An 18,871-nucleotide genomic window follows, 5' to 3' on the forward strand; every position below is an offset into this window, starting at 1 on the left:
GGGTTTCCGCAGGCGTAATCCTACCTTTCGCCATCCAGGGAAAGGATGAACGCGCGAATCCGCTCGGCGGCTTCGATGCACTCGGCCAGCGGTGCGACCAGCGCCAGGCGCACGCGGCCTGCGCCGGGGTTGAAGCCGTCGACTTCGCGCGACAGGTAGGAACCTGGCACTACGGTCACGTGTTCACGTGCATAGAGTTCGCGGGTAAAGCGCTGGTCGTCGATGGACGTTTTAGGCCACAGGTAGAAGCCACCATCGGGGCGCTGTACGTCCATGACCGGGGTGAGGATATCCAGCACGGCAGCGAATTTTTCCCGGTACATCCGGCGATTGGCCTGTACGTGGGCTTCATCGTTCCAGGCGGCTATGCTCGCCAGTTGCGTCTGTACCGGCATGGCGCAGCCGTGGTAGGTGCGATAGAGCAGGAAGCCCTTGAGAATCTGTGCGTCGCCGGCGACGAAGCCCGAGCGCAGGCCGGGCAGGTTGGAGCGTTTTGACAGGCTGTGGAAAACCACGCAGCGGCTGAAGTCATTGCGTCCCAGGGCTGCGCAGGCGCTCAGCAGGCCTGGCGGTGGCTGGTCTTCGTCGAAATACAGCTCGCTGTAGCACTCGTCGGCGGCGATGACGAAATCGTGTTCGTCAGCCAGTGCAATCAGCTTTTTCAATGTCGCCAGCGGCACCAGAGCGCCGGTGGGGTTGCCGGGCGAGCAGAGAAACAGAATCTGGGTACGCTTCCAGATGTCATCGCTAACCTGATCGAAGTCAGGATTGAAGCCGTTCTCAGCCGTGCAGGGCAGGTAATGCGGCGTAGCGCCGGCCAGCAGCGTGGCGCCTTCGTAGATCTGATAGAAGGGGTTGGGGCTGATCACCAGCGCACCGGGTTGGCGGTTGACCACGGCCTGGGTGAAGGAGAACAGCGCCTCGCGGGTGCCGTTGACCGGCAGTACATGCCGCGCCGGATCGAGTGCGCCCTGGTTCAGGCCAAAGCGGCGTTCGCACCAACCGGCAATCGACTCGCGAAGCGCGGGGATGCCAAGGGTCGTCGGGTACACGGCCAGCTGACCGAGGTTGTCCGCCAGCGTCTGGGCAACGAAATCCGGTGAGCGATGTTTCGGCTCGCCGATGGACAGCGCGATGGGGCGCTTGTCGCCGGGTGGCTGGGCATCGGCCAGCAGGGCGCGGAGTTTTTCGAAGGGGTAGGGCTGCAGCAGGTTCAGGGCGTCATTCATTGTTCTGATCTTCGAGACGTCGGAAGGCGCACGGCGGCGCTTCGATGGTTTCAGTCGTTGCGCGCACCGCCAAAATAGGCGCAGCCACGAAGGGTCTGGCCATCATCGAGTCGCAGTTCGGCGGTCAGGTGGCTGACGGCGCCCGAGGCGCTGTCCATGCAGCGCTGCGGCGCAACCCAGAGGTTTAGTTGCTGGTTGTCGGCTTCGCTGCTGAAGCTGGTCTGGCCGCCGGGCAGCTGTTCTTCGAGATAGGGCAACGCCAGCGGTGGATGGTCGGGACGTTCGAGCAGCATGCCCTGGCGGGTGATACGCAGGCTCCAGAAGGGTTCGTTGCCGCTTGCGTGCAGCATCAGTTGCTGGAAGTTGTCGGTATTGCAGCCGTGACCTTCATGTTGCAGGCGATAGACGCGGGTCAGTTGCAGCTGGCCTGTGCCGTCGGGCCTGGAAACCAGTTTGCCGCGTACATCCGCAAACAGGGGCTGGCCACCGTCGCTCCACAGGGCCTGGACGTCTTCCTCCAAGCCGGTTGCCGTATCGATGAGTTCCAGCTGGCGTTGGCCCTGGCAGGTACGCAGCAGAAGCAGGCCTTCGCTGCGGGTGATCTCGCCTTGCAGGCGCTCGGTTGGCTGCACCGTCGCACGCTCATTCCAGCCAAGCATCTGGCAGCCGGCGAACAGTGGCAGCAAGGCAAACAGCAGGGCACGATGGCAGGTCATGGCGGAACTCGACGTAGGTGTGGGAGGCTGCGCCAGTGGGCTGGCGCAGAGGGATCAGTTGCCCTTTACGGCCTTGCCGCCGACGATGCCGTCTTCGAGCATGATCTGGTATTCCTTGCCGTCCTTTTCTATCTGATGCAGGCGCACCAGCAGGTAGTCCCAGTCAGTGGCAAACCAGAGAATGGTCTGGCGCTTGCTCTGCGTGGGGTCGCGCACGCGCTCAACCTTGATCGCATCGACCTTGCCGGCCTTGGTGCTGACCTGTTCCTCTCCCAGTACGCGGAAGTCATAGGTTTCGATTTCATCGCCATCGACCACCTGGTAGCTCATGCTTTTCTCGCCAGCCGCCACGGCATGTTGCAACGCGATCTGGTAGGTGGATTTGTCCAGCAGGCCGCGATTGAGCGGCAGCTTGACCTCATCGCCGCGATCTTCACCGATCACCTGCTTGGCGTCCCAGTCGAAGTTGTGCTTGATCGTCTTGCCCTTGCCCAGACCGCTACGCTTGAGACGGTAGCTCTGCGGCAGAAAGGTTTCGCCTTCGAGGGTAAAGGTGCTGCGTTCGTTGAAGCTGGCGACCAGCATGGAAGCTTCGAAATCGAGTCTCCAGACACTATCGTCGATCTTTTCCAGGCTGCGTTGGGCGGTGCCGCTGACAGGCACCTGTTTCCAGTCTGCCGTGTAGGTGGCTGAGAAAGGCTTGAGGTCCAGGGCGGAGGCTGGCAGGGCCAGCACGGCGAGAGCAAGCAGCAGGGCGCGGCGCATTAGAGTCTCCTAGATTCGTATCAGGTGGCCGGTGACCGGCAGCAGGATGTCGTCCAGCATCGCGCCCTGGGCTCCGAGGCGCAAGCGGCCTTCGGCGAACCAGCGAACGGCCAGCGGATAGATAACGTGTTCGGCGGCATGCACCCGGCTGGTCAGTGCGTCGATATTGTTCTCGTTGCCGATGCTGAAGGCGGCCTGCAGTGCCACGGGGCCACCATCGAGCTCTTCGGTGACGAAGTGCACACTGCAGCCGTGTTCGCTGTCACCGGCTTCAAGTGCCCGGCGGTGAGTATCCAGCCCCTTGTATTTGGGTAGCAGTGAGGGATGGATATTGAGCAGACGCCCCTGATAATGGCGGACGAATGCGGGGGTCAGGATGCGCATGAAGCCCGCCAGCAGCACCAGTTGCGGCGAGTACTCATCGATGATCGCCATCAGTGCCGCGTCGAAGGTCTCGCGATCATTGAAGTCTTTGTGTTGCACCACATGCGTGGGAATACCTGCGGCCCCTGCGCGCTGAAGCCCGAACGCCTCTGAGCGATTGGAGATGACCGCGCGGATGCAGGTCGGGTTTTCATCACCAAGGCTGTCGATCAGGGCCTGGAGGTTGCTGCCAGACCCGGAAATCAGCACGACGACATTGCAGGGTGCGCTCATCAGTGGTTTTTCAGGTTGTTCAGCACGACACGCTCGGCGTCTGCGCCGGCGGTAGCGATCTCGCCGATGACCCAGGGCGACTCGCCACTTGCACGCAGGTTGTCGAGAACCGTTTCGACCTGATCCTGCGCAACGCAAATGACCATGCCGACACCACAGTTGAGTACGCGGTGCATTTCATGCTCGTCGACGTTGCCCTGCTGCTGCAGCCAATTGAACACTGTCGGACGCTGCCAGCTGGCGACATCGATGAGCGCCTGGCTGTCTTCGGGCAGGACGCGAGGGATATTGTCCAGCAGGCCGCCACCAGTGATATGGGCCATGGCCTTGACCGCGCCGGTGTCCTTGATCAGCTTGAGCAACGGCTTGACATAGATGCGCGTGGGCGCCATCAGCAGTTCGGTCAGCGGCTTGCCATCGAGCTGGATGCTCTCGATATCCGCACCGGCAACTTCGATGATCTTGCGGATCAGCGAGTAGCCATTGGAATGCGGACCGGAGGAGGGCAGCGCGATTAGCGCATCGCCGGCGGCGACCTTTGTGCCGTCGATGATTTCACTCTTCTCCACCACGCCGACGCAGAAACCGGCCAGGTCGTAGTCCTCGCCTTCATACATGCCGGGCATCTCGGCGGTTTCACCACCGACCAGCGAACAGCCGGCCAGCTCACAGCCGGCACCGATGCCGGTGACCACGGTGGCGGCGATGTCCACGTTGAGTTTGCCGGTGGCGTAATAATCAAGGAAGAACAACGGCTCGGCGCCACATACCACCAGATCGTTGACGCACATGGCGACCAGATCCTGGCCGATGCTGTCGTGCTTGTTCAGATTCAGAGCCAGACGCAGCTTGGTGCCGACGCCATCGGTGCCGGAAACCAGCACGGGCTGCTTGTAGCCAGCCGGGATTTCGCACAAGGCACCGAAGCCACCCAGGCCACCCATGACCTCAGGGCGCGCAGTGCGTTTGGCAACGCCCTTGATGCGTTCGACCAGCGCTTCGCCCGCATCGATATCGACGCCGGCGTCTTTGTAGCTGATGGAGGGTTGCTTGCTCATAGAGAATCCGGACCTGTGAAGGGAATGCGAGGCGACCAGGTCGGAACGAGGCTCTGCCTCGACGTGGCGAGGGTGCCAGACCGGTCTGCGGAAAGCGTGAGATTTTATCAGGCTTGCCGCATAGCGACCATCCCGTGCATGAGTCCAGGCTGATGAAGTTTTGTGTGATCATCGAAGTTTGTTGTCCGGCAGGCAGCGCAGCGGTTGCCCGGATTCAGGGGTCTGTTTAAGGTATGGACCTGATTCCCGATGGCCTGAGAGGCTGTTGAAACCGGGCTTTTCCTGTCTGCCAGCCAGCGAGTACCTTCATGCACCTTATTCACCGTCTTCTGACCCTCTGCTGCGCACTGGTGGCTACTTCTTCAGCTATGGCAGCGCCGCTTGCCGATCTCTACAAAGTGCGTGAGGCGGTTGCCACGCAGCAGCCGGATGAGCGTGAGCAGGCGCTGCGCCAGGCATTCGATACCCTGGTGTTGCGTCTCACTGGCGAGGCAGACACACAGAACGAAGCCGTTGCAAAACTGCGTCAGGATCCGCAACAGCTGATCAGCAAATACGGCTATGAAGACGGCGAAATGGTGGTGAACTTCGATCCGCTCACGACCGAGCGGGCGCTGCGCTCGGCCGGGCTGTCGCTGTGGGGCGCGGAGCGTCCCGGCATTCTGACCTGGTGGCTGGCCGAATCGGTCGAAGGCTCCCGGCTCGTGGGCGATGCGCAGGAAGGTAGCGCCGATCTGCAGGCTGCCGCCCAGCACCGTGGTTTGCCGTTGCGCCTGCCGCTTGCCGATCTGAGCGAGCAGCTTGCGATTACTGCTGAAACCCTTGCCGCGAAAGACCCCCAGGCGCTTCGCGAGTTTTCCGAGCGTTACGCCGCAGACGGGGTGCTGGCGGTAAGGGCGCGCCAGTCCGGTGAGAGTTGGGAGGCGAGCTGGCTCTTCTGGCTTGCTGATAAACAGACCCAGGGCAAGGCGGCTGCTGATGATCGTGCCGAGCTGGCTGATGAGGTGATGCGCAAGGTCAGTGCATTCCTTGCGCCGTATTACCGGGTTGCACCGGGTGCGACATCGGAAATCACTCTTGAGGTGCTGGGGGCCGATGTCGAGCGCTTTGCTGAACTGGATCGTTTGCTGCAGCCTTTTGATGCACGACTGCTGCGGGTGGAAAGTGATCGGCTGGTTTATCAGCTGAATGTCAGCCCGGATCAGTTACGGGCACAGCTTGCCCTTGCGCGACTGCAGGAAGTGCCCGCTGACGAGACTGCCACCCCGGCACCCCCTACGGAAGCGGGCGTATCTTCAGAAAGTGACATGCCGGTGAATGCCGAGGTGTCGCTGGAGGAGCCGGAACAGCCTGCCGCTGAGCAGCCGCAACAGCCCGGCACAGGCGACGTGTTGCGCTATCGCTGGTGATGGACGACCGGTCTTTACTCGGCGCATAGTGCGCCGCATTTCGATGCGTACACCTGGCTTGCAGTTGCAGCCATCCCGCCTGCGAACCTTTCTTAACAAGGCTTACTGAACATGACGTTTACAGATACCAACCGCTGGCTTTGGCTGGCGGGGCTAGTGCTACTTGGCTGGCTGGTCTATCGGCTTTCGCCGATTCTTTCACCGTTTCTGGTGGGCATTCTGCTGGCTTATTTGGGTGATCCGCTGGTGGATCGCCTGGAGCGCAGAAACCTTTCCCGTACCTGGGGCGTGATTGTGGTGTTTGCGTTGTTCACCTTGCTGTGCATGCTGCTGTTATTGGTGCTGCTGCCGATGCTCGGCCGGCAATTGATGCACTTGTATCAGCTGGCGCCGCAGGGCCTTGACTGGCTGCAGGCGACGGCTCTGCCCTGGATACAGGCGCGGTTCGGTCTTGAAGAAGACTTTTGGCGCCTCGATCAGCTCAAGGGCGCATTCTCCGCCAATCTCGGCAGCACCGGGGATGTACTGGCGGTGATTCTCAGCCAGGCGACGGCTTCGAGCCTGGCGTTGCTGGCCTGGCTGGCGAATCTGCTGCTGGTGCCGGTGGTCTGCTTCTACCTGTTGCGTGACTGGGATCTGATCATGGCCAAGTTGCGCGGGCTGTTGCCGCGCCGACGTGAGCAGACCATCATGCTTCTGATGCGCGAATGCCATGAGGTGATCGGCGCTTTCCTGCGTGGCCAGCTGCTGGTGATGCTGGCGCTGGCGGTGGTGTATTCCGTTGGCCTGATGCTGGTTGGCATTGAGCTGGGATTGTTGATTGGTGTGCTGGCCGGTCTCGCGAGCATCGTGCCCTACATGGGCTTTGTGGTTGGCATCAGTGCGGCAATAGTGGCGGTGCTGTTCCAGTTCGGCCTCGATCCTTATCCTCTGCTGGGCGTTGCCGCAGTGTTCACGGTGGGGCAGATGCTTGAAGGCATGATGCTTACGCCGTTGCTGGTAGGTGATCGGATTGGACTGCATCCCGTGGCGGTGATCTTCGCCGTGCTGGCCGGTGGGCAGCTGTTCGGCTTCGCTGGCGTGTTGCTGGCGTTGCCGGTGGCAGCGGTGATCATGGTGCTGCTGCGCCATGTGCATGATCTGTATAAACTCTCCGAACTTTACGCCGAGCCCGTCGCCGAGCCGCCAGTACCGATCGAGCCGCCAAGCCAGCCATGAAACCCATCCAGCTTCCGTTGGGCATCCGTCTTCGTGATGATGCCACCTTCGCCAACTTCTATCCGGGCGCCAATGCTGCGGCAATGGGCTATGTCGAGCGCGTCTGTTCGCCCGAGGCCGGTTGGTCGGACGAGCTGATCTACCTCTGGGGTCATGTCGGCGTCGGGCGCAGTCACCTGTTGCAGGCAGCCTGCCTGCGTGTTGAGCAGCGTGGCGAGCGGGCCGTCTATTTGCCCCTGGCTGATGTAGCCGAATATGGTCCGGCGCTGCTGGATAATCTGGAGCAGTGCGAGCTGGTGTGCCTGGATGACCTGGATGCGGTCGCCGGCGATTCGCTCTGGGAGGAAGCGCTATTTCATCTGTTCAACCGTCTGCGTGATGCTGGCAGGCGGCTGCTGCTCGCGGCAGATGCCTCGCCGCGTGAGATTGCCGTGCAGCTGCCAGACCTCAAGTCCCGGCTGAGCCTGGCGCTGGTGTTTCAGCTGCAGCAGCTCTCCGATGAGGACAAGCTGCGCGCACTTCAGCTGCGTGCTTCGCGTCGTGGCCTGAACCTGCCGGATGATGTGGGTCGCTTCATTCTCACCCGTGGGGCGCGGAGCATGAACGCACTGTTTGAGCTGCTCGATCGCCTCGATCAGGCGTCGTTGCAGGCCCAGCGCAAACTGACCATTCCCTTTCTCAAGGAAACGCTCGGCTGGTAGGTCGGGTTGCCGAAGCGATCGGCGATACTTCCGGTTTTGCAGACTTGATTGACCGTGCTTATACGTGAATGGAGATACCCGCGAATATGGGTGCCGTCGGTGCGTTCAGGCTACCTATGGCCTGTTCGACTTTCTCCAGATGTTTATCGATTTCATTGATGTGCTTTTGATCTTCACGGTCGGGCTTGTGCTGTGCAGCCTTGGCGGCGGCCACCAGGGCCTTGAGTTCGCGTAGCGTCTCTGCAAGCAGTTTGGCGTCGGCGTGGCGTTGGGATTGCTGGCTGCCAGCTGGGGCAAGGGTGGCGAGCGAGCTGGATTGCGGATTGGACGCTTCTTCTTCTGAGCTGGATGCCGAGTCCGCGAGTTCGCGCTGGACTTGTCCCGTGAACGCCTGGGCTTCCTGTTGTTTATTGCTCTCCGGCATGGAGGTGTCGCTTGGGGCAGGAGCCTCGGTCGGCATGCCGTGCTGGTTGGGTGGGGCACCTGTTTCGTTGTAGATGAATGTCGCCGTGTTCGTGCTGTTGCCGTCTTCCTTTAACGTCTTGGCCGCTGTGGCAAGTGTGCCGGCCAATTGCTTGAGCTCCCGCAACAGAGCCTTCGAGCCGCCGAAGAGCAAAATCATCCGCTTGAGCATCTGGATGCGTTGTTGAACCTGCGCGATCTGTTCGCGTGCGCTGTTTTTGCGGGCTTCATCGAAGCGAGCGGTAAGTGTGCCGCCAAAGGTGGAGGCGGCTTCACCTGCTTTCTTCAGGGCTGCGCCTATGGTCTGCTTTACATCAGGTGCGGCATCATCGGACTCGACAGCAGCCTGGGCAGTACGTGGCGTGGCCGCATCGGCACGCTGGGTGAAAGATGATTTGGAAGTGGTGTCGAGAAAGAGGGACATGCCTGCACTCCTTGCGCCGTTCAACCTATCGGCTGAAAGCCTGGAAAGTTGAAAGGGTAGCGGCAAGCTTTCGTAGAGCGTGTTAGCCGAAGCGTAATCCTGGAATAGCGAAAGCGGGGCAAGCTGTAATCTTCAAGGAAATGCTGTCATCTCCACCAGGTTCCATAAAAAAGGGTCCCGCTATGGGACCCTTTTCAGTTACCGGCTGTGTCGATTACTTCTTCAGGTGCATGGTGCCATGCTCAGCCAGGTTGGCGTGCCAGGAGAAGGCTTTTTCCAGTACGTGCGGGGTGTGGCCGCCGCGCGCCTTGGCTTCTTCCAGGTAGTCGTACGCCTGCTGGCGGTAGTCGGGGTGCATGCAGTTTTCGATGATGCGCTGTGCCGCTTCAACAGGAGCAAGGCCGCGCAGATCGGCGTATCCCTGTTCGGTGATGATCACGTCCACATCATGGTTGGTGTGGTCGACGTGGCTCACGAACGGCACGATCGAAGAGATCTTGCCCTGTTTGGCTGTGGAGGTCGTCACGAAGATGCTGATGCGGGCGTTACGGGCGAAGTCCCCCGAGCCACCGATACCGTTCATCATGTGGGTGCCGCTGACGTGAGTGGAGTTCACGTTGCCGTAGATATCCGCCTCCAGCGCAGTGTTGAAGGAGATGATGCCCAGGCGGCGGATGACTTCAGGATGGTTGGAGATTTCCTGCGGGCGGAACACCACCTTGCCGGCGTACTTGGCCATGTCGGAAGCCAGGTTGTCTACGCGTTTCTTGGACAGCGAGAAAGCGGTGCCGGCAGCGAACTTCACCACGCCAGCGTCGATCAGATCGAAAACGCCGTCCTGCAGTACTTCCGAAGCCACCACCAGGTCCTTGAACTCGGAGGTGCGCATACCATTCAGTACGGCGTTGGCCACGGAGCCTACACCGGACTGCAGCGGAGCCAGGCTGTTGGTCAGGCGACCTGCCTTGACTTCTGAGCGCAGGAAGTCCAGCAGGTTGTCGGCGATCTGCTGGGTTTCTTCGTTCGGCTCGAACAGTGGCGATGGGATGTCCGGCTGGCTGGACAGCACGATGCCGCGGACCTTGGCCGGATCTACCGGAATACCTACGGTACCGATACGGGTGCTGATGTCGTAGACAGGGATGTCTTTACGCGCGTTCTCACCAGCAGGGCCGGGCACATAAATATCGTGCATGCCTTCGTACTCACGCGGAGCAGAGGTGTTCAGCTCGATAATCACGTGCTTGGCGGTCTGTACGAAGATCGGCGAGTTGCCCACGGAACCGGTCGGAATGATCTGGCCGTCTTCGGTAATGGCGGCCGCTTCGATGATTGCGTAGTCGACCTGCGGCAGTACGCCCTGGCGGATCAGTTCGGCCATGTGGGACAGATGCTGGTCGATATAGAGGACTTCACCGGCGTTGATTTTCTTGCGCTGAACCGGGTTGCCCTGATAGGGAATGCGCTTGTTGATGATGCCGGCTTCAGCCATGGACTGGTCAGCGGCAGGGCCCATGGAGGCGCCGGTGAACAGGTTGACCTTGAACTTCTCTTTCTGGCCGCGCTCAGACAATGCTCTGGGGAACTCTTTTGGCTCACCGAACAGGGTGAAACCACTCATGCCCAGCGTCATGCCATCTTCGATCCACGATGCAGCTTCTTCTGCGGAAACGACTTTATCCAGGAATGCAGCATTGCGAATGTATTTCTTCAAATCCGTTGTCATGAAGTCACCGTAGAATTCGTTTCATGAATGTCTGTCGAGATTCTGCATCCTGGATCGATCAGCCCTGAAGGGCGCGGATGCAGCTGTCTTCCAGTGGAAGGCAAAAACCCGTCTCTTTTACCACCCAGGCTTGTCGAAGTCCATCGAGGGCGGCGTGCATGCAACCTTGCATTTCTCAGGGTCTGGTCCCGTTACGTCGAGTCACGAGGGAACGGGAACAGGCCCTGTTTGATCGCACCCATTCTAGGGTGCCTTGGTTTTTTGGCAGTTATACGAAAGTCGGTTGTTCTCGACGGCTGGAGAGCGTAAGCGCAGGGGCCTCGCTCAGCTCTCGCCCCCCGCTTTTCGCTCGTACTGGTAGCCCCAGCGGGTGTAGAGCAGGGCACTTATGAACAGGGTCAGGCTGATGATTGCCTCCAGCCAGCCATAGATCATCCGGGCCGGATCGATAGCAGCAAGTACCCCCTGGATAAAGTACAGATTAACGATAAAGCAGGTCCAGGCATGGGCGCGCGGACTGCCGGCAATCATGCCGGGCGCGACCAGCAGCAAGGGAATCAGCTGAATGCTGATTACCACCCAGGTACGAGCTCCATACAGTTCGGCAAATACCAGGTTCCAGACCAGCAGTAACAGGCCAAGGCCGATAAAACTGGCCATGCTGATTGCCCGGCTGATCTTGACTCGCGGTTTCAGCCATTCCAGCGAGGGCAGCGGCTTTTTTTGTCTAGCCACGTTTGCGCTCCAGTGCGGTTGCGGTGCGAGCCAGGCGTTCACCAAAAGCGCGACACAGGGTGATTTCATGTTCGTCCAGCGGTCGCTTGCCGTCCGCACCGGCAAAATGGCTGGGGCCGTACGGTGTTCCGCCGCCGCGTGTTTCCAGCAGTGCGTTTTCGCTGTAGGGCAGGCCCATCAGCAACATGCCGTGGTGCAGCAACGGCAGCAGCATGGAGAGCAGTGTACTTTCCTGGCCGCCATGCAGGCTGGCGGTGGAGGTGAAAGCGCCAGCCGGTTTGCCGACCAGCTCGCCGGTCAGCCAGAGGCCGCTGGTGCCGTCGAGAAAGTATTTCAGCGCGGCGGCCATGTTGCCGAACCGGGTCGGGCTGCCGAGTGCCAGACCTGCGCAGTTCTTCAGGTCATCGAGCGTGGCGTAGACCGCGCCCTGTTCCGGGATGCTCGGCGCAACGGCTTCACACTCGGTGGAAATGGCAGGCACGGTGCGCAGTCGCGCTTCGAACCCGGCCTGTTCGACGCCACGGGCAATCTGCCGGGCCATCTCTGCAGTTGCGCCGTGACGGCTGTAGTACAGCACCAGAATATAGGGCGCACTCATGACAGGATCTCCAGCACCTTCTCGGGTGGTCGGCCAATCACCGCGACATCACCTGCGACCAGAATGGGTCGTTCGATGAGTCGTGGGTGGGCGACCATGGCAGCGATGAGCTGGGTGTCGCTGAGCGAGGCATCTGACAGATTGAGGCTGCTGTATTCTTCTTCGCCGCTGCGCAGCAACTGTCGTGCGCTGATACCCAGACGGGCAAGGAGGGCCTGGAGTTCATCTGCTGTGGGCGGTGTTTCCATGTATCTGATGACGAGGGGCTGCAGGCCGCGCTCTTCGAGCAATTCCAGTGCCTTGCGAGATTTCGAGCAGCGTGGATTGTGATAAAGGGTGAGTTCGGTCATTTGAGGTTGCTTCGCGCCAATGTAGTTGGTCATTCTAACCTTCAATGCGGCAATGCCTGAAACGCTGGACGTCGAGGCCTGTCAGCGATAGGTGCTCACCGAGGGGATGGAATGCAGCAACGGATTAACGATTTCACGGAATTCTGTCGCTTTCTTGTGCGGCGTTTTCTCGTTGATCGCGGTCCCCAGAGTGCGGCAGCACTGACGTACACCACGTTGTTCGCGGTGGTGCCGATGATGACCGTCACCTTCGCCATGCTGTCCGCCATCCCAGCTTTTCAGGGCGTTGGCGAGCAGATCCAGGTGTATATTTTCAAGAACTTCATTCCCTCTACGGGGGCAACCATTCAGCAATATCTGGTCGCTTTCACTGATCAGGCACGGCAGCTGACCTGGTTTGGTGTGGGCTTTTTGATGGCCACCGCGCTGATGATGCTCCTGACCATCGAGAAGGCGTTCAACCTTATCTGGCGGGTGCGCCAGCCGCGCCGCGGTATGTCGAGTTTTCTACTGTACTGGGCGATTCTCAGCCTCGGCCCGCTGTTGCTGGGGGCAGGTTTCGCCATGAGTACCTACATCACCTCCTTGTCACTGCTTTCCGGTCCCCATGCGCTGATTGGCGCGGGGACGATGCTCAAGGCGATGCCGCTGCTGCTGAGCGTTGCCGCCTTTACGCTAATCTATGCCGCCGTACCCAATACCCGTGTGCCATTGCGCCACGCCTTGATTGGCGGAGTGTTTACCGCCGTTCTGTTCGAAGCGGCCAAACAGGTGTTCGGCCTGTACGTCAGTTACTTTCCGAGCTATCAGCTGATCTACGGTGCTTTCGCCGCAGTGCCGCTGTTCCTGCTGTGGATTTATCTGTCATGGATGATTGTGCTGTTCGGGGCGGAGTTGGTCTGCGGCCTGTCTTCTTCGCAGCAATGGCGCCGCCAGCCGGCCCCTCGGCTGCTGGTGATGCTGGCGTTGCTGCGGATTTTCTATCGGCATCAACAGGAGGGGCGCGAAGTGCGGCTGAGTGATGCCCATCGCAATGGCTGGATGTTGCCGGAAGACGAGTGGGATGAAATTCTGGAATTCTTCGAGCGCGAACACTTGGTCTGTCGCACCGGCTCGTCCGGTTGGGTCATGTCTCGGGATCTGCATCATTACAGCTTCGATCATTTGCTGCGCAGCAACCCCTGGCCGCTTCTGGGTATGAATGCGCTGCCTGAGCAGATGAGTGAACCCTGGTATCCAGCCTTGCGCCAGGCGATGGAGTCGCTGCATGAAGAGCGGTCGAAGCTATTTGGTGGCAGCGTTGCCGATTGGCTGCAGTCGGAAGCTGCAAGTGAGTCCGTCCGCGACAATGATAGGAGTCGAGAATGATCAGGCGATCGATATGGGTTTTCAGTCTGCTTTCCTGTCTGGCGCTGACCGGTTGCAGCGAGGACTGGGGCCCGGACCAGCATGGAGCACAGGTCACGGCACAGCAGCTCGATGGCCAGTGGCTGGTGATCAATTACTGGGCGGAATGGTGTGGGCCGTGCCGCACCGAGATTCCCGAACTGAATGCGCTGGATAACGAACACGGGGATATCACGGTCCTGGGTGTCAATTTCGACGGGCTGCAAGGGGAGGAGCTGGCAGCGGCGGCGACTGCTCTGGGGATTGATTTCCGTGTGCTCAGCCTGGATCCGGCCGAACGTCTGGAGCTGCCGCGTAGCGCCGTACTGCCAGTGACTTATCTTGTTGATGGAAGCGGCAAGGTGCGCCGGGAACTGGTCGGCGAACAGACCGTTGATGGGCTGCAGGAGCAACTGGCGCGGCTGGGGAGGTAGGTCTCACGCGGCCTTTTTCGGCACTTGGCCTGCTGCTCCTGCAAGAACGGAATCGAACGCTTTTCCGTAGGAACGGGCCATGCCCGTGAAGGGTTTTTATTTTTTAGGGTTTTACATACCAGAAGTCCTGCCAGAAACCGATGACCTTGTTCGGGTAGCGGGTTTGGCCAAGGCTCCCGTTGTAGCGGGCGAGGGCGCGGTTGATGTCGCCCTTTTCACGCTTTAGGTAGTAGCTGAGGATGGTGCAGCCGTAGCGAAGATTGGTCGCGTTGTCGGTGAGGTTGTCCTGCGGGCGACCGAGTTCGGCTTTCCAGAAGGGCATGACCTGCATCATGCCCTGTGCGCCCACGCTGGAGATGGCGAAGCGATCGAAATGACTTTCGGCATGGATCAACGCCAGCACCAGTTCAGGCCTGAGCCCAGCCTTGCTGGCTTCCTGATGAACCAGGCGCAGCAGGGACAGGCGTTCCCGCGTGTCTGGTATGTAGCGTTTGAGCCGGGTGGACATGTCCACCAGCCAGACTTCGGCCTCGAAGCGGTCCTGAAAGCTGTCCGCCTCGGCGACGGTTTTCTGCAGCAGGTCGCGTAGCTCCGGTTCGGGTGCCTGGCGCAGGCTTGCCGAGGCCGGCAGCGCGAAACCCAGCAACAGCATCAGCAGGCAAGCGCGCAGCTTCATTTTGCTCAGTCGTCTTCGCCGGGGTCGCTGGCCTGGCGACCGGCATCCTGCAGCAGGCTGCGCAGAAACTGCTGTTGCAGATCTGGATCGTTGCGCGTCAGCTCCACCAGGCTCTGTTCAAGCTCGCTGGCTTCCTCTTCCAAACCCAGCTCCGAGAGCCGCTTGACGCGATGTACCCACTGGTCCACATCGTCACCTTCGAGGTCGTCGAAAATCAGGTCATGGGCCTCAAGAAGCTTGCCGCGCAGGTTACGGCTGACCAGCAGTGTCGCATCGGCGCGGGTGGCGTCCTGCGGGTCTTCGACCTGCAGCTGTAGTTTGCCGACCAAGCTGATGTCCTGATTGGCAAAGGGACCGTCAAGCAGGTTCAGGCGCAGCACACCGTTGCGATCGGTGCTCAGTTCGTGTGTCTCGCTGCCAGCGGTGATCAACACCGGACGTTCGGCCCAGGGCAGGCTGGAATATTCCATGCGCGCATCCCGACGCTGTTCTTCCAGGCTGGCCAGATTCTGTTGCGAGCGGCCATTGGATTCGACATTGATGAAGGGATTGAGTCCGGAAAAACCATAGTTTATCCAGCCGCGCGTGGCGCTTTCCGGCAGCTTTCCGAGCATTACCACATTGAGCACGTTGGCGCCTACGCCAGCCACTACGGCAACGGCACCGAGCGGGATTTCGTAAAGCTTGCGCCATGCCTGATACGGCGTGTATCGGTCGTAGCGGCGTGTGACTTCGAAGTCGGTGACTTCCCAGGTTTTCTGGTCGAGTATGCGGATGCGCCGCTGCGGCAGCTCCAGCAAGGGTTCACCCACCTCGATACGCAGGCTGTGATCGAGCAGCTTGCGCTCGGTACGGGCCTCGTGCTCGCTACGCTGAGGCAGATGGTTGGCGCAGCCGCCAAGCAGAAGCGCCACGCAGAGCGTGGCGCTGGTTGAAGCCAGAATACTTCGGTTGAGCATGATGTCCGTCAGCGATTGACACGCGAATTGATGAACTCAAGGATGTCGGCAGCGGGAACAGCCTGGCTCTGGGCATCGCGACGATGCTTGTATTCCAGGGTGCCGTCAGCAAGACCGCGGTCACCGATGACAATGCGATGCGGTATGCCCACCAACTCCATATCGGCGAATTTGACGCCCGGGCTGGTCTTCTTGTCACGGTCGTCGAGCAAAACTTCATAACCCGCGGCGGTGAGTTCAGCGTAGAGCCTGTCGGTCGCCTCGCGAACTGCTTCGTTCTCGTACTTCATCGGCACCAGGGCTATCTGGAAAGGCGCCAGGGCGTCCGGCCAGAGAATGCCGCGCTCATCGTAGTTCTGTTCGATGGCAGCGGCTACCACGCGGGATACGCCGATGCCATAGCAGCCCATCGTCAGGATGACCGGCTTGCCGTTCTCGCCCATGACGCTGCAGTTCATGGCTTCGCTGTACTTGGTGCCGAGCTGGAAGATATGCCCGACTTCAATGCCACGCTTGATCACCAGTGTGCCCTGGCCGTCCGGGCTCGGATCGCCGGCCACCACGTTGCGCAGGTCGGCGATTTCCGGCAGCGGCAGATCGCGCTCCCAGTTGAGGCCGAAATAATGCTTGTCATCGCTGTTGGCGCCAGCGGCGAAATCACTCATCAACGCCACCGAGCGGTCGATGACGCAGCTGATCGGCATGTTCAGCGGGCCGAGGGAGCCAGGGCCCGCACCGATGGCGGCGCGGATCTCGGCTTCGGAGGCGAACACCAGCGGGCTTGCGACCTGGGCCAGGTTGGCTGCCTTGATTTCGTTCAGCTCGTGATCGCCACGGACAATCAACGCCACCAGTTGGCCTTCTTCTGCACCGTGCACGACCAGAGTCTTGATGGTCTTCTCGATCGCGAGCTGGAACTGCTCGACCAGGTCGGCAATGGTGCGGGTCTCGGGTGTGTCGACCAGACGCAACTCTTCAGTCGCCGCTCCACGTTCTGTCTCGCGCGGGATCGCTTCGGCTTTTTCGATGTTGGCAGCGTAATCGGAGCTGTCGCTGAAGGCGATATCGTCTTCGCCGGATTCGGCCAGCACGTGGAATTCATGGGAGCCGGTGCCGCCGATGGAGCCGGTATCGGCCTGAACCGGGCGGAAGATCAGTCCCAGGCGGGTGAAGATGGCGCAGTACGCCTGGTGCATGCGGTCATAGGTTTCCTGCAGCGATGCCTGGTTCGCATGGAAGGAGTAAGCATCCTTCATCAGGAATTCGCGGCCACGCATCAGACCGAAGCGCGGACGGATCTCGTCGCGGAACTTGGTCTGGATCTGGAAGAAGTTGATTGGCAGCTGCTTGTAGCTGTTCAATTCGTTGCGAGCCAGATCGGTGATGACTTCCTCGTGCGTCGGGCCGACGCAGAATTCGCGACCGTGGCGGTCATTGAGCCGCAGCAATTCAGGGCCATATTGCTCCCAGCGTCCGGATTCCTGCCACAGCTCGGCTGGCTGGATGGCAGGCATCAGCACTTCCAGGGCGCCGGCCTTGTTCATCTCCTCACGGACAATGGCTTCGGCCTTGCGCAATGCGCGCAGGCCCATGGGCATCCAGGTGTAGAGGCCGGAGGCCAGCTTGCGGATCATCCCGGCACGCAACATCAGCTGGTGGCTGATGACCACGGCATCGGATGGAGTTTCTTTCAGGGTCGAAAGCAGGAACTGACTGGTGCGCATGAGGGCCGTGGTGTCCTTGCAGAAGCGAATTTTGGCCGGGCATTGTACGGCGCAGGCGATGTGTCGTACAGGATGCCTGCGAGCCTGATTGCACTGGTTTGCAGAAACGAAAGAGCCCGGCTTTCGCCGGGCTCCGTGTCGCATCGAACAAGCTGAGGTGCCTGGGTTACAGGATGCTCAGTGGGTATTCGACAAACAGACGCCACTCGTTGGTATCCGGGATGTAGAAGTTGTTCATGTTGTTGCTGGAACGATAGGTCGAGTTGCGGACCTTGAAGGACAGGTCCTTGGCTGCGCCGTTCTGGACTACGTAAGAGACCTGGTTGAAGAACTCGCGCTCGGTCCCTTCGCCGTTTCCTGTGTCGATGTTGTCGCCATAGACATAGGCGGTTTTCCAGAACATGCCGGGCATGCCGAACTCGGTGAAGTCAAGCTCATAGCTGGCCTGCCAGGAGCGCTCATCTTTAGAGTTGAAGTCGGAGAGATAGGAGTTGGCAACCCAGATAGCGCCGCCGCCATCGCCATAGTCGTATTGGTAGCCTGTGTCACCTGTAACACGCTGATGCGCGATTATGAATGCATGAGCACCAACGGAATAGGTCGCGGCCAAACTCCAGATAGTGTTGTCATTGGCCTCACCGAAGGTGTCGCTATCAAGATCGGATTTGTAGATATTGAAATCGAAAGCCAGTGACTGAGTGTCGGCCAGAGGCATTACGTAATTTACGTTCGCATATTTTTTCTTGTAGACATTTTCTACATCAGAAAAATACAGCGAGGCACTCAGATTCTCGTTGAAAGCATAGGTACCACCAACGAAGTTGTTTTTCTTCAGGCGACCGGAGTCGCTGTCGGCGCGACCCATGGCGCTATCGGCTGTGAAGTGGCCCGCGTTTAGTTCCAGTCCTTCAATTTCGCTGCTGGTAATCATGCCGCCAGTGAAGGCTTGAGGCAGCAGGCGCGAATCATCGCTGGCCAGAATCGGAAGTCCGACGAACTGCTTGCCGTATTTGACGGTAGTGTTGGACAGACGAAGCTTAACCGCTGCACCTGCTTCGGAGAGATCGTCTTCCCAGTTCTTGGGGCTGCCGGGAAACATGTCTTCCTGGCCGCCGTCGAGCTTGACACCCAGCAGACCATAGGCGTCTACGCCTACGCCAACGGTCCCCTGCGTGAATCCGGATTCAAAGGTGGTGATAAACCCTTGTGCCCAGGTTTTGCGATCGACATACGGAAGAGTGTTGCCTCGGTCGTGGCGGTAATCCCGATTCCAGTAAGTATTACGCAGCAACAGATCCAGCTTCGCATCTTCGACGAAGCCCTTGGATTCGGATTGCTGGCTGGCGAAAGCCATTTGGGATGTGCCCGCGGCGACTGCCAGGGCGATAACGCTCCACTTCATCACGCTCATTGTGATTGCTCCTCGGTTTCAAAATGGATGCCTGCTTTTGCAGAGTAAAGAGGCATCTTATTCTTGCTGTTCGATTTCAAACCTGTCCTTACGACCCAACCCGAATGGGTCAGAGCAGGAGAATGTTTCCATAAGACTAATGTTGTAGCCGGGGAAACTGGCGGCGGCAAGCTTAACCCAGCCTTTTGGTTTTTTCCCCCTCTCTGTTTCAGACTTTGCTGACCTAAAGCAAT

General features: G+C 59.8%; 19 protein-coding genes. 5 read left to right on the forward strand and 14 right to left on the reverse strand.

Annotated features, from left to right (window positions below; translation table 11 throughout):
• Window positions 1–20: 20 nt before the first annotated feature.
• From dapC to purM, 5 genes are read right to left on the reverse strand one after another with little or no spacing between them, the layout of a single operon-like run.
• Window positions 21–1,229: a succinyldiaminopimelate transaminase gene (dapC, locus tag NAV32_RS08670; protein ID WP_256052402.1), complete on the reverse strand. Its 1,209-nt coding sequence runs from the start codon at window positions 1,227–1,229 to the stop codon at window positions 21–23.
• A gap of 50 nt (window positions 1,230–1,279) precedes the next feature.
• Window positions 1,280–1,945, reverse strand: a complete 666-nt coding sequence (locus tag NAV32_RS08675) for a COG3650 family protein (protein WP_256052403.1) — start codon at window positions 1,943–1,945, stop codon at window positions 1,280–1,282.
• A gap of 54 nt (window positions 1,946–1,999) precedes the next feature.
• Window positions 2,000–2,710, reverse strand: coding sequence for a DUF3108 domain-containing protein (locus tag NAV32_RS08680; protein WP_256052404.1), 711 nt, complete (start codon window positions 2,708–2,710; stop codon window positions 2,000–2,002).
• Between the two features lie 9 nt (window positions 2,711–2,719).
• Window positions 2,720–3,367 carry a phosphoribosylglycinamide formyltransferase gene (purN, locus tag NAV32_RS08685; protein ID WP_256052405.1) on the reverse strand — a complete coding sequence of 216 codons (648 nt, stop codon included), beginning with the start codon at window positions 3,365–3,367 and terminating at the stop codon, window positions 2,720–2,722.
• Window positions 3,367–4,425, reverse strand: a complete 1,059-nt coding sequence (gene purM / locus NAV32_RS08690; protein WP_256052406.1) for a phosphoribosylformylglycinamidine cyclo-ligase — start codon at window positions 4,423–4,425, stop codon at window positions 3,367–3,369. The genes purN and purM overlap by 1 nt, the downstream gene beginning before the upstream one ends.
• A 308-nt stretch (window positions 4,426–4,733) precedes the next feature.
• On the opposite strand from purM, the gene NAV32_RS08695 reads away from it, so the two are divergent.
• The 3 genes from NAV32_RS08695 (at window position 4,734) to hda (ending at window position 7,753) form a co-directional block, all read left to right on the forward strand.
• Window positions 4,734–5,834 carry a DUF2066 domain-containing protein gene (locus NAV32_RS08695; protein WP_256052407.1) on the forward strand — a complete coding sequence of 367 codons (1,101 nt, stop codon included), beginning with the start codon at window positions 4,734–4,736 and terminating at the stop codon, window positions 5,832–5,834.
• Between the two features lie 111 nt (window positions 5,835–5,945).
• Window positions 5,946–7,052, forward strand: coding sequence for an AI-2E family transporter (locus tag NAV32_RS08700; RefSeq protein WP_256052408.1), 1,107 nt, complete (start codon window positions 5,946–5,948; stop codon window positions 7,050–7,052).
• On the forward strand, window positions 7,049–7,753 hold the full coding sequence (hda, locus tag NAV32_RS08705; RefSeq protein WP_256052409.1) for a DnaA regulatory inactivator Hda: 705 nt from the start codon (window positions 7,049–7,051) through the stop codon (window positions 7,751–7,753). The genes NAV32_RS08700 and hda overlap by 4 nt, the downstream gene beginning before the upstream one ends.
• Window positions 7,754–7,811: 58 nt before the next feature.
• On the opposite strand, the gene NAV32_RS08710 is transcribed toward hda, so the two are convergent.
• From NAV32_RS08710 to arsC, 5 genes are all read right to left on the reverse strand, one after another.
• Complete coding sequence (locus NAV32_RS08710) at window positions 7,812–8,639, reverse strand: hypothetical protein (RefSeq protein WP_256052410.1); 828 nt, start codon at window positions 8,637–8,639, stop codon at window positions 7,812–7,814.
• Window positions 8,640–8,853: 214 nt separating this feature from the next.
• Window positions 8,854–10,365: a succinate CoA transferase gene (locus NAV32_RS08715; protein ID WP_256052411.1), complete on the reverse strand. Its 1,512-nt coding sequence runs from the start codon at window positions 10,363–10,365 to the stop codon at window positions 8,854–8,856.
• Between the two features lie 324 nt (window positions 10,366–10,689).
• Complete coding sequence (locus tag NAV32_RS08720; protein ID WP_256052412.1) at window positions 10,690–11,100, reverse strand: DUF2069 domain-containing protein; 411 nt, start codon at window positions 11,098–11,100, stop codon at window positions 10,690–10,692.
• On the reverse strand, window positions 11,093–11,698 hold the full coding sequence (gene wrbA, locus NAV32_RS08725) for an NAD(P)H:quinone oxidoreductase (RefSeq protein WP_256052413.1): 606 nt from the start codon (window positions 11,696–11,698) through the stop codon (window positions 11,093–11,095). Before wrbA ends, NAV32_RS08720 begins: the two co-directional genes overlap by 8 nt.
• On the reverse strand, window positions 11,695–12,048 hold the full coding sequence (gene arsC / locus NAV32_RS08730) for an arsenate reductase (glutaredoxin) (protein ID WP_256052414.1): 354 nt from the start codon (window positions 12,046–12,048) through the stop codon (window positions 11,695–11,697). The genes wrbA and arsC overlap by 4 nt, the downstream gene beginning before the upstream one ends.
• 111 nt (window positions 12,049–12,159) lie before the next feature.
• On the opposite strand from arsC, the gene NAV32_RS08735 reads away from it, so the two are divergent.
• Both NAV32_RS08735 and NAV32_RS08740 read left to right on the forward strand, forming a co-directional pair.
• Entirely contained in the window at window positions 12,160–13,416 is a 1,257-nt protein-coding gene (locus NAV32_RS08735; protein ID WP_256052415.1) for a virulence factor BrkB family protein, read from the forward strand.
• Entirely contained in the window at window positions 13,413–13,868 is a 456-nt protein-coding gene (locus NAV32_RS08740) for a TlpA family protein disulfide reductase (RefSeq protein WP_256052416.1), read from the forward strand. The genes NAV32_RS08735 and NAV32_RS08740 overlap by 4 nt, the downstream gene beginning before the upstream one ends.
• A 103-nt stretch (window positions 13,869–13,971) precedes the next feature.
• Here the strand turns inward: NAV32_RS08740 and NAV32_RS08745 are convergent, their stop codons facing one another.
• The 4 genes from NAV32_RS08745 to NAV32_RS08760 form a co-directional block, all read right to left on the reverse strand.
• Window positions 13,972–14,544, reverse strand: coding sequence for a transglycosylase SLT domain-containing protein (locus tag NAV32_RS08745; protein ID WP_256052417.1), 573 nt, complete (start codon window positions 14,542–14,544; stop codon window positions 13,972–13,974).
• A gap of 5 nt (window positions 14,545–14,549) precedes the next feature.
• Window positions 14,550–15,503 (reverse strand): hypothetical protein, encoded by a 954-nt coding sequence (locus tag NAV32_RS08750; RefSeq protein ID WP_256052418.1) that lies wholly within the window; start codon window positions 15,501–15,503, stop codon window positions 14,550–14,552.
• 8 nt (window positions 15,504–15,511) lie between these two features.
• Window positions 15,512–17,227, reverse strand: a complete 1,716-nt coding sequence (locus NAV32_RS08755; RefSeq protein ID WP_256052419.1) for a proline--tRNA ligase — start codon at window positions 17,225–17,227, stop codon at window positions 15,512–15,514.
• Between the two features lie 166 nt (window positions 17,228–17,393).
• Window positions 17,394–18,638, reverse strand: a complete 1,245-nt coding sequence (locus tag NAV32_RS08760; protein WP_256052420.1) for an OprD family porin — start codon at window positions 18,636–18,638, stop codon at window positions 17,394–17,396.
• Between the last annotated feature and the right edge of the window lie 233 nt (window positions 18,639–18,871).

It is taken from the genome of Stutzerimonas stutzeri, from assembly GCF_024448695.1.
GTDB classification, from domain to species: Bacteria; Pseudomonadota; Gammaproteobacteria; order Pseudomonadales; family Pseudomonadaceae; genus Stutzerimonas; species Stutzerimonas stutzeri_T.